5 protein-coding genes are annotated in these 11361 nt (G+C 71.1%); 4 read left to right on the top strand and 1 reads right to left on the bottom strand.

Features of this window, described 5'->3' with window-relative positions:
- The first annotated feature begins 62 nt into the window (after positions 1–62).
- From ABZ707_RS30795 to ABZ707_RS30810, 4 genes are all read left to right on the top strand, one after another.
- Positions 63–1799 (top strand): PD-(D/E)XK nuclease family protein, encoded by a 1737-nt coding sequence (locus ABZ707_RS30795; protein ID WP_360181259.1) that lies wholly within the window; start codon positions 63–65, stop codon positions 1797–1799.
- Entirely contained in the window at positions 1792–3060 is a 1269-nt protein-coding gene (locus ABZ707_RS30800; RefSeq protein ID WP_360181262.1) for a hypothetical protein, read from the top strand. The genes ABZ707_RS30795 and ABZ707_RS30800 overlap by 8 nt, the downstream gene beginning before the upstream one ends.
- The gene (locus tag ABZ707_RS30805; RefSeq protein WP_360181265.1) at positions 3053–6829 is read left to right on the top strand and encodes a hypothetical protein; all 3777 of its coding nucleotides are present in this window, start codon (positions 3053–3055) and stop codon (positions 6827–6829) included. Before ABZ707_RS30800 ends, ABZ707_RS30805 begins: the two co-directional genes overlap by 8 nt.
- An 82-nt stretch (positions 6830–6911) precedes the next feature.
- Positions 6912–9950, top strand: a complete 3039-nt coding sequence (locus ABZ707_RS30810; RefSeq protein ID WP_360181268.1) for a DUF3962 domain-containing protein — start codon at positions 6912–6914, stop codon at positions 9948–9950.
- Positions 9951–10288: 338 nt separating this feature from the next.
- Here the strand turns inward: ABZ707_RS30810 and ABZ707_RS30815 are convergent, their stop codons facing one another.
- The gene (locus tag ABZ707_RS30815; RefSeq protein WP_360181271.1) at positions 10289–10849 is read right to left on the bottom strand and encodes a hypothetical protein; all 561 of its coding nucleotides are present in this window, start codon (positions 10847–10849) and stop codon (positions 10289–10291) included.
- Between the last annotated feature and the right edge of the window lie 512 nt (positions 10850–11361).

An 11361-nucleotide genomic window follows, 5' to 3' on the forward strand; every position in this document is an offset into this window, starting at 1 on the left:
GTCCTCGGACTCCCGTTGCTCTGGGCACCCTCCTGCCCATACCGCCTGCCACGGGGGTCACCATGCAGAACCCACCCGGCGTCGCCGGCCACGACTGGTTGATCAGGGCGAGCCCCCGGATGGCCCGGCCCGACGACGCGGCCTGTCCCACCCACCGACGCACCGCGATGCGGCCCCTGCTCGTCGCCGACCCGGCCGTGCCGTTCCGGCGGCCACCCCGCGAGGAGTTCGGGTTCGGCCCGCTGTTCACCGCCCTCGACCTGCTGGAACACGACGGATGGTCCGTGGAGCGGGTACGCGAGGAACTCCGGGGCACCCGCGGTCCCTTCCGGGGATGGGGTGCCCCGGTCCACCCCGCCCACCTGGCCTGGACCGCCCACGCCCTGGAGCGCTACGTGGCCGCCCGTACCCGCGAACAGGCAGCCGCCGTCGAGGCCGGGCTGCCTGAGACCAAGCCGGTGAAGCAGCCATGGACGTGGCGCACTCCCCGCACGGACGTTCCCGACGCGCGTGGCGCCCGGCAGTACGAGCACCCCCTCTGGGGCCGCATGTACGCCTCCTCCGACGGAAGGGTGCGCGACCTGTGGCTGCCTTCCATGGGCCGGGCCAAGACCGGCCGCCCCGACGCGGAACTCGGTGCCGTGGTGCAGGTGATGGCCTTCGGCGCGCCCACGCCTCGCCGCAAGCAACGCGCCCAGCCTCCGCCCACGGCGACCGAGAGCACCAGCGTGCCCCGATTGGTCCGCGTCTTCGACGTCGGGTGCGCCGACGGGTCCGTGGAGCAGCTGCTCTCCGAGGACCCCGCCGGGGCGAGGCAGCGGTTCCGGGACGACGCTGTGCCTGCCTTCGTCACGGCTGCCACCGAACTCGGCGTGCGTCCCGGGGAGAGCTGTGTCGACTGTAAGGCCATCGCCGGTTGCACGGATCTGAAACGCACCCCGCGGCTGTGGGGCGGGCGCCCTCCGGCTCTCGCACACCAACGCCGCTCCGTCTCCGTCTGGGACCTGCGGCTGCACGCCGAGTGCCCCGCCCAGTACCACCTGGTGCGGCGACTGCACCTCAACGACCTCTCCGCCGAGGACCGGGGGGCACGGCGCGGCAGAGCCGTCGACGCCTGGCTCGACGCACAGCACGCCGAACGCCCGGTGCGCGGCTGCCGGGACCGCGAGATCCCCGAGCCGACGGCGGTACGGGCCAGGGCCGGACTCGACGACACCTCCGCACGCGAGGCTGCCGGGATGCTCGCGGAACACCGGCTCCTGTGCCCCCTCAACGGACTTGACGCCGACGAGCAGGTGCTCGTACAGCATCGGGTCACGGCCTACGTGCCCGAACTCGACATCGTCGTCCTCGCCGTACCCGACCTGGTGTACACCCACCGCGGCCGGTGGATCTGGCGTGAGACCAAGACGTCGACCCGCCCGTTGTGGGAACGCGACTCCCTGCTCCACACCTATCCCCAACTCGCCCTGGGCGTGCTGCTGTTCCACGCGGGGGCGCTCGGCGACGACCCGCGCCGCTCCTGGGTCGAGCTGGAGCACCTACGTGAAGGCCACGGGGAGAGTCGACTCGAACGCATCGACCCCGGCCGCGCCGAGAACGTCGACGAAGCCCGGGCCGTCATCGCCGGACTCGCCCAGCCGCTCCTGGCCGACACCACCTACGAACCGAGGACCGGACGCCACTGCCACGGCTGTCAGGCCCGGACCTGGTGTCGGCCCGGCACCGCCTACGTCACCGACCATCCGCGCCCCGACACGCAGACCTCGCCGCGAGGAGACGCCCCGCCCCATGCCTGACCAACAGCTCGTACCGGACTGGCTGTCCAACCCCGATGTCGTCCTCCTGCGGGACGTGGCCACCGCCGTACTGCACCTGGCGGCCGTCGACCGCCTCGACTCCTTCACTCTGCCCTACCCGGCCGGCGCCCAGCGGGCCCTGGATGCCCTGGTGCTCCAGTGCCTGCGCAACGGCGCCAAGCCCCCGGCAGGTGTGCCCGAGATGATGCGCTGGGCCCGCACCCGCCCCTTGGGCAGCTGGCCCCTGGACCGACTGCCCACCGACCTGTTCGACACCGCGGACCGGCTGATCGACGAGGATTCCGGAGAGCCCTCGCAGCTCTGCCACGAGCTCGCCGTGCAGGGGTATGGCGACAGCACCGGACGGCAGTACGACCGCCTTGTGATCCACGAGGCCCTGCGCGCCTGTCGGGCCGTGTCGTCACCCGAGTCGTACACGGCCTTCCGTCGCCTCCTGGTGAATCAGCCCGTCCTCACCGAGGCGGACTGGGCTGAGGTGAGCACCGACCTCTTCCTCGACCCCGTGCGCTTCCTCGTCGAGGAGATCTATGCCCCCGTCCCGCTCGGGTTCCGCCGGGACGGCGCGTACCTGTGCTGTCATCGCTGCCTGACCCTGCTCCATCCGGTGTCCGACACCGAGTGGTGGTGCGAGCGCGACCAGTGCCGGCACCAAGGTCCCCCACCGCGCGGCCGGGAACTCGTCGCGTCCGAGGTGGGCGAGCTGCGTCAACTGCGGAAACCCCTGCGGCAGTTCGTCACCGGGCCCGGACGCGCCGAGGTCTTTCTGGAGGGCGAGCTACGCGCCCTGGGCCTCACCGTCGAAATGTGGCCGGGCTTCGACGCGTACGACCTTCGCATCTCTTTCCCCGACGGTCACGTGTGGGCCGTCGACGTCAAGGACTGGGCACACCCCGCCTTCCTCGGACGCGCCGCCACCGCCGTTCGCCCCGAGCCCCCGTACGACGAAGCCTGTTGGGTGGTGCCCGCATTCCGGGTGCGCGCCCGCCGTGACTACCTGGCCATCTACGCCAAGGAGCGGGGCGCGGGGGCGGGCGGTCTGCGGCTGCTGACGGACGACCAGCTGAAACGGACCGCGCGGCTGCGGCTGTCCGGCGAACGCGGGCCGGACGCGTCCATCGCGCCCCTGCACACCGTGCCTCCGGCCAGGGAGCACGGCGGGGCACGCACGGCGTCGTCCCGGTCCGAAAGTCAGACGGCGGCGACCGACGGCGCCGGGAAGAAGGGAGCAGACCATGCGTGACCGCAGCAGCTGGTACCAGCCGGTCGTCGCCGCACTGAGGCCTTGGCCCGAAGAACACGCCGGGACCCGGCCCGCTCTGCTCTGCCAGGTCGAGCTCGCTCTGCGGCTGATGGAGACCGTGGCGCCTGGTCACGCTGCCGACGGGGCGTGGACGCTCCTCGGCGGTTACGGCCTCGCCTTCGCGCGGGCCTCGAAGCTCCCCACTGGCACCACCGAACAGGTCGCGCTGGCCGCGGCCCGGCACCTGCTCTGGCCGATGCGCCGCGGCCGGATGTGGCAGCAGAGCCTGGACGCCTACCTGGAACTGCCCGAACGGCTGCGCGCGTACCGCGTCCCGGCGGCCGGGGAGCCCGCCCATCGGGTCCCCCTCAAGGTGGCGGCCGACCGCTTCACCACCTACGACGACGCGCTCGCGAACCTCCCCGGCTTCGCCACGAAGGTGCTTCCCCCGGCGGAGGCGGGCGAACACCGCTTCATGGACCGCCGCCACCGGCGCACTTCTGTCACGGTCCCCGCCGATCTCGTGCGGGACCCCTTCCCCGGCCACCCCCTCACCGCCGAACGCCCGGCCACCGCAGGCCCCCTCGACGTGCCACTCGTCGAACTCGCCGACGTCGCACGGTGGATGAACGCGGAGGAGCAGCGGCGCGGGCTCAAGGCGGGGAACTGGGAGCAGCGTCTCGCCCAACTCGACCTCGACACCCGTACCCCGGACGGGACAGACTTCGAAGCGGCGTCCGCGTTGCCGCTCCACCGGCTCACCCACCTCGTCGGCATGGTCGGCGCCGGTAAGTCGACCTTGATGACCCTGCTCGCTGTCTGGGCGTACCACAACGGCCTGCGCATCACTCTCGTCGTCGGCGACGTGGCCGACCAGCTGACGCTGACCGAGCTGTTCCGCACGCTCGGCCTGAGCGCCGCTCTGGTGCAGGGGGGCACGACGCGGCTCCAGCACACCCAGCGGCTGCACCGCAGACTCGCCGCACGGGGAGAACACTCCCTACTGTCTCACACCGGACCCGTCTTCGCCCACCTCAGCACCGCCTGCCCGCTGGACGCCCTGCGCGCACTCGACACGTCCGAGCCCCTGCGCTACACCGACGCGCCCTGCGGTGCCCTTCACCCCGCTCGGCGCCAGGAGACCGCCGCGGAGCCCGCGGCCGAGCGCGCGGTACGCGAGCTCGAACGAGCCCGAGGCGCCGCCGACAGGGAGGCCGCCACGGACGACACCGACACCGACACCGACACCGACGAGGAGGACCTGGGCACCCCGCACGCCTGCCCGCTGTGGAGCGTCTGCCCCCGGCACTCCGCCGCCCGTGACCTCGTGGACGCGCTGATCTGGGTAGCCAACCCGGCCAGTCTCGTCCAGACGGCGGTTCCACGTCAGCTCAACGCCGAGCGCCTGCGCTATCTGGAGCTGTCCTGCCTGCGCAGCGACATCGTCGTCGTCGACGAGGCCGACTGCGTGCAGATGCAGCTCGACCAGATGTTCGCCCCGTCGGCCACGCTCGTCACCACCGGTGTCTCCGACTCCTGGCTTGACCAGCTACAGACCCACGAGATCGCCGAACTCGCCCGGCAGGGACGACTGCAGCTCTCCGACCAGGACGTGGAACGGTGGTCCGCCGCCCTGGACGTCGTTGGTTCCGCCGCGGACCGGCTGTATGCCATGCTCATCGACGACGGAGGCCTGCGGGACTGGGCGCAGATCGACTACTTCAGCGCCTGGACCCTCCAGGAGAAGCTGCTGCAAGCCTGGTACCCGCTGCCGCGAGGCCAGGCCGCCGGGTGGCCGGACAGCACGAACGAAGGGGATGTCGAGGACGAGAGCACACTCTACGAGGACGAGGAAGGGCTCGGGGCCGGTGGCGACTCCCACATCCCCGACGCTCCGTGGGCGCAGCGACGCACCGAGATCACCGGGTTCTTCGACACGTTCCGCGACGATCCGCTCGGCGGACGCGGCCCCTACGGAACCCCCGCCGACGAGCTCACGGCCCTCGCCCACGATGTCCTGCACACCCTCGACGAGAAGCGGACACGACGCCGAGTCCGCGCGCTCCTCGACTCCTTCCTTGTCGGAGCGCCAGGCCCGGAACAGCGCCCCATGCCCGCTGCCAAGCGAGGCAAGGAACCTGCCCCCGAGGACGTGCCGCTCACCGAGCAGTGGCGTGAACTCAACGCACAGCGGCTGGAGTTCACCCTCGTCCTCGCCGCCCTGCATCAACGCCTTGACCGGGTGACGTTCCTGTGGCCTCAGGTGGAGGCAGCGCTACGGCTGGACTCCGCGGCCCACGAGCTGACCCGCCGCCCGCCCCTCGACTACGCGCCACTGCTGCCCGAAGCGCCCATGGGCAACGTCCTGGGCTTCCAATACTTGGTGGACGAACGGGCCGCCGCCCGCAACAAGGACGGACACCGTACCGGCACCCTGCGCTTCTTCCGTTGCGCGGGCGTGGGCCGGGAGCTGCTCCTGGGTCTTCCCCAGCTCGGCGCCGACCTAGGCCTCGGCAAAGCCGGCCCACACGTGCTGTTGATGTCCGGCACCAGTTGGGCCGGCACCTCAACCCGGGCCCACGTCCTCGCACCTGTCCGCGCCGTACTGAAACCGCAGCCCAAGGCTCTCGACGCCATCCGGAAGACCGTGTTCCGAACCGAGTTCCTGTACGACGCCGCAGGACAGCCGATCCGGCTCTCCGGCCAGGACCCCGACCAGCGCGAGGACGTCCTGCGCCTGATGATCGACCGGCTCGCCCGGTCCCGGAGCGACGGCAACTCCTCCCCTCTCCAGAGCGAACTCGCCCGAATCCCCGACCAGCGCCGCAGACGTGCCCTGCTCCTGGTGGGCAGCTACGCGGAAGCCAAAGTGGCCGCCACCGCCCTGAACGAGATCCCGCGCTGGCGTGGCCGCGTACGCGTCCTGGCCTCCGACGACGCCGAACTAGAGGCCGCCGTCGACGGGACTACGTCGGCACGAAGCCAGGCGCCAGCCACGGAATCGGGCGCAGGAGCGGTCCGGCGTGGGGACCTCGCGTCCTTCGCCGACGACCCGGACGCCGAACTGCTCGTGGCGCCCCTCCTCGCTGTGGAGCGAGGACACAACATCCTCACCGCCCCCCAACGGCCCGGCGAGGAGAAGGTGGCGGCGTTCGGGACGGTGTTCTTCCTGGTCCGCCCGCACCCCCGCCCCGACGACCTCTCCCTGGCGGTCTTCGCCATCAACGACTGGGCGACGCGGTTCGTACGCGGTCAACTGAAGCTGCCGGACGAAGGGACGTTCAGCGACATGGTCGCCCAGGCCAGGGACCTGAACGCGGCAGGCAGCGCTTTCCGGACCACCGCACGCGGCGTATGGCGACACGTACTGTCACGGCCCTACATCTACTCCTCGCTCTCCGATGACGAGAAGAAGTCCTTCGTCTGGGACCAGCTCGTCACCATCTGGCAGGTCATCGGGCGCCTCGTCCGCGGTGGCGTACCCGCCCGCGTCGTGTTCGTCGACGCGGCCTTCGCACCGCGACTCGCCGCAGCACAGGCCCCCTTCGCCGGTCAGAACCGGCGTCCACGCCGCACAGGCGACCCGGGGCTGCTCGTCCGGCTGCGGGACGTCCTGGCGCCTTACTTCGCCCAGAGCGACACCGACACCGTCACGTACGGCGCGCGCACCGACCCCGCCGACGCCGCACTCGTCAAGCTGCTCTACCGCCCGCTGTACGAAGCACTGTGCGCCATGGAAACCTCACCCGGCCCGCGATCGGTCGACTGAAGCACGCCAACCACCGCCCTGGGCAGCGCTGTTGGCGGGCAACCGCACCCGCCCACGTACGGACATCGCAGGGAGAACCGACATGTACAAGAACATCCGCCGATCCGCATACCACCTGGCCGAGGAGGGCACCCCCTGGACCGAGGACTTCCACGCACTCCCTTTCCCCGAACACTGGCATGCCGGACTTCTCGAACTGCACAACCACGGGCGGGACGAGGAGAAGCGGCAGCCGACGCTGCCCACCCGCCGACTCGACGGCGTGCTCCAGACCCTCGCCCCCGACGTGATCGTCCGCCCCCGGCCGCGGATCCCGGTGGAACCGGGGCCGCAGGCCGCCGAGGACTTCTGGATGTACGTACCGGCCTCGGCGCCCGACCCCCTCCCCGGCCGTTCCATGCAGCAACTCCTCGACGCCTGGCTGCGTACCCTCGGTCCCAAGGGCTCCGCACAGGATCCCCGGTTCCGCTCGCAGTTGCTCGCGAGCAGCACCGAGCTGAAGCAGAACCTGCCCGAGTGGCAGCCGGTCAGCGGCGTCGAACTCCTCACCACCCCGACCACCCGGAGCGGCACCGCCGCTCCGCAACCGCGCCAGTTCCAACTCGCCACCGACGCCCTGGCACGCCGCATCCTGATCCTCGACCCCTTCCCGTTCGAGGGAGGGGAGCTGCGGTTCCGGGCACTGCCCCGCGGACCTCGCGACCAGGGCGCGGAACTCATGTCGCAGCCTCTGTGCCGGACCGTCAAACGCAAGGAATGGTGGTTCTCTGTCCTTCTGAACATCTCCCTGCACACCACTCCGTTCGACCCCAGGCCGCGTCTCCACCTGCACTGGGGTGTACGCCGCTGGGCAACCCACCCTCGGGCCACCACCAAACGCCTCAACCTCCCCTACCGGGAGGCCACCACCGTCTACCTGCGGCCCACCATCCCCTGGCTGCCCGGCGCACCGGCCACCGAACGCTACGCACTGGCACGCCTGCGCCGCGACCGCGCCACCGACACCTTCGTCTGGTCGGAGAACGACACCGCCGGCATCCTGCGCGGACTCAGCCTCGCCGGCAACTTCCCCGACCCCGAACAGCTCCTCACCGAACCGGTCTCCTGGATCGGCGAGGGCCGCGGCGTCAGGGCCGCCGTGGTCCACAGCACCAGAATGGGCAAGCACGAGATCGGCACCGGCTTCATGCCCAACCAGCGGGCACAGCTCACCGAATGGGCCGAGCAAGCCCTCCCTGAAACACTGGCCCGGGTACCCGACCTCACGCGCGGACGCGGCAAGGGCATCGGCGCTCCGGAGAACCGGCGGCCCAAGCCCAGGACCGACGAGGCCAAGAAGACCGAGCTGCTGCGCGAGACCCGGGCACGGCGCGTGGCACTCGCGGCACAGGCCCGGATCGCCTCCCACAGCCAGGAACAGGCCGGCCCGCTCGTGGTGGAGGCCCGGCTGCTGTGGCAGTCGCCCGAGGTACGCGGCGAGGCAGTGGAACAGTTCGCCAAGGCCCTGGGCCTCGACGGCGACGGCGGCGCCAGTGCCGCCCACGTCACGGACCGGGACTTCGACGAGGCCACGCCCGGAGCACCGGTCGTCCTGGAGTGGCGGACGGCGGAGGTCACACTCCGGCTGCGCTGCCTGCCCCTCGCCGACGGACTGGGCGACCGGCTCGTGCCCGACCCGGCGGTCAAAGGCAAAGGCGCGGCGCTCGCGGCGACCGTCGCCGAACGGCGCCGCGCCCTGCGCGCCTGGCTCCGCGCGGACGGCGCGGACCCCTCCCGCCCCGAACTCGCCCTCGTGGAAGTCGCACACCGCAGCACGTTCCGCCCAGCGTTGACGGACCCCAAGTTCGCCATCCGCCTCGGGTGCGCCGACGCGGGCCTGCTGACTCAGTTCGTCGTCACCTCGTCCAGCGACCGGCAGATCGACAATGCGGAGAGCCTCGACCACCGCACGTGCAGCTCGTGGCTCGACGGACTGCGCCAGCTCGGCGTCCGCGTCCTGCCCCAGCACACCCTCGGTGACGATCTTCCGGACTCGCTGCAATACGCGGCGGTGTGGATGGTGAAACGTCGCAAGGACGGCCCGACCCGGTTGCCCAAGCACCTGCCTGTGGCCGTCCTGGTCACCCCGCTCCCGGCCGGGGAAGGCCTCGCGGCCGTACGCGGCTGGGATGACACCGCGGGGGAATGGGTGCCCTATCCGCAGTTCCTCCTCGGTCTGGTAAAACAGGCGGAGATCGACCCCGAAGCGTTCACGGAACCCGGGACTCCAGACGATGACGCACGTCCCGATGCCCCTAGGGTCACCGGCAAGCAGTGGCGCAGCAACCTCGCCCAACAGCGCAGGGAGACCGCGGCATTCCTCCAACGCGTGCTGCACTCCCTCCGAGGGCAACCCACCGCACTGATCACCCACGCTCAGAACAGCCGACTGCACTGGCCCTGGCTCCAGGACGGCCAGACCGAACGCGATCTGATCAAGACCGGCCACGCCCCGGCAGGACGACTGGACGACGAACTGCGCCTCGTACGCGTGCGCGGATGCGGCGGTCGCGAGAGCGCCCAGTGGTGGGGGCTGGCCGACCCGGGCAAGCCCCACGGACAGCCGGCTGGCTTCTGGGCACAGCAGCGTTACGGGGACGGGGCTTCGTCGCGCGAGCGGGTCTTCTACAGCACCACCGAACGCCCCGGAACCCATGCGATCTCCCCCGCACTCGACCGCCTCGCCACCCGGGTCAACGCGGCAGGCAACCTCACCTCGCAGGCGGGCACCAGCGCCTGGAACCCGACCCTGGTGGAGATCGCGGTACTTGGCTGCCACGAAGACGACGACTCCGCGGCCCCCGTACTGGAAAAGCCGGACGCCCCTGAGGCGCTGGCCCTCGCCATGCACCAGCTCCGCCAGGCCCCGGACTACGCCGCCTCCTTGTCTCTCCCCCTCCCCCTCCACCTCGCGGGGCTGGCCCAGGCATACGTCCTCCCGACACTCGCCGACGGCGACCGGACTTCGAACGAGGAGTCGGACACACCTGCTGGAGACCAGAGCACGGAGGACCCAGTTCTCGCCGACGCGGCCGGACTGTCCACGACGCCGGACGACGAGGCCGAGAGTGCCCACGACTGACGACGGGATCGACACCTACGCGGTGCCCTGACGACGGAGGACACCGGTATCCACAGGACCTGTGTTCTGAGAGCCCGACGACAGCCCCTGCATGCACCCTTCTCTACTCGTGTGCGCGGTCCAGCGGAGGAAGGCGGAACACTGGGGTGACCGTAACCAGTTCGGGTCTGGCCGCGACGTCGGTCACGTCGCCATCGGTCCCCCTGCCGCCGGCGCGGTCAGGCGCTCATCCCGTTCCAGGGTTCGAACCTGCAACCGCTTACCCGACAGCACGTCTGACGAGCCAAGTCACCCCCGCCGGCAGTTCCCGCATCTCACGGTCGGCAAGGGATTGCCGGTCATCGCCTCGGCGCTAGCGTCCAGTGCACGTCGCCTGAATCCGGGCAGATCCACCACCCTTCCAAAACGCCGTTCGCCGTCAGATGGCTGAGCACACCGTGGAACCCATGATCGCGCAGGCCACAGTCACGGATGATCCGGTCGCACTCACTCAGTCCTTCCCCCGAGGACGGATCGCTGCGCGCCGCGAGATAGACGCCCGACAGTCGCAGCTGCGGCTCTGCCCCACCGATCCGGGCAGGGCACCCGGTGCGCAACGCCCAGTCGGCCGCGCGCCGCCGGTCGGGGCGGGCCGGTGACTGGGCGAGCAGCGTGGCGTCGCGAAGCTCCGCAGCCACCCCGGCCGCTCCGGGACCGTTCACCATGCTTGCCCACCCCGCCTGTTCCAACTCGCGACAGGCCTGCACCGGATCGATACGAAGGCTGCGCAGCAGGCCCGCACGGAGTTCGACGTGCAGGTACGCGTTCATGCGCAGGGCGCACTGCAGGGCGAGGAGCCTCGCCCCGGCGGACACGTCCGCGGGCAGGGCCGCGGCCAGGTAGCTGAGGATCTCGCTCACGCGGACACGCTCCCCCGGCCCCCGGCTGGGCCGGGGACCGCGCGGCCGCACGGAAGGCGGGTGGAACGGTGCGGCCAGCACGGTGTCGGGCACGACGGCGGCCTGGGCCGTTGCCGCGGCGCAGGCGCCGCAGGCGTCGGCGAGGCGCCAGACACGGCCGCCGCGTTCGCAAGCCAGGAGCAGACGGATGGGCCCCGCGCACCCGCGGTGACGGCGGTGCCAACGGCAGCCGCGTTCATGGCACTGACAGATCCGCAGGTGAGGAGCCCTCAGGTCACCTCGGGCATGCCGGGCGAGGTGAGCAAGAGCCGCCGAGCGCGCGGACTTCGCGGTGACCCGCCGGCCGTCCTGGGGACAGTGCTGGCAAACGAGAACGAGCCCGCCGGTCTGGCATCGCAGTTCCACCGTCCAGGTCCGCGCTTCCTAATGCTGTTGTCAAGCAGCCGTAATCACTGGAGGTGCGACTTGATAGCACCGTCGGTCACGGATGAGGGCCCACAGAACGTTGACGC

Source organism: Streptomyces sp. NPDC006923 (assembly GCF_040635655.1).
In the GTDB taxonomy this organism is placed as follows: Bacteria; Actinomycetota; Actinomycetes; order Streptomycetales; family Streptomycetaceae; genus Streptomyces.

Bases quoted from the DNA above. Each gene is read 5' to 3' on its own strand.
- ABZ707_RS30795 (WP_360181259.1), top strand. From the start codon at position 63: ATGCAGAACCCACCCGGCGTCGCCGGCCACGACTGGTTGATCAGGGCG.
- ABZ707_RS30800 (WP_360181262.1), top strand. From the start codon at position 1,792: ATGCCTGACCAACAGCTCGTACCGGACTGGCTGTCCAACCCCGATGTC.
- ABZ707_RS30805 (WP_360181265.1), top strand. From the start codon at position 3,053: ATGCGTGACCGCAGCAGCTGGTACCAGCCGGTCGTCGCCGCACTGAGG.
- ABZ707_RS30810 (WP_360181268.1), top strand. From the start codon at position 6,912: ATGTACAAGAACATCCGCCGATCCGCATACCACCTGGCCGAGGAGGGC.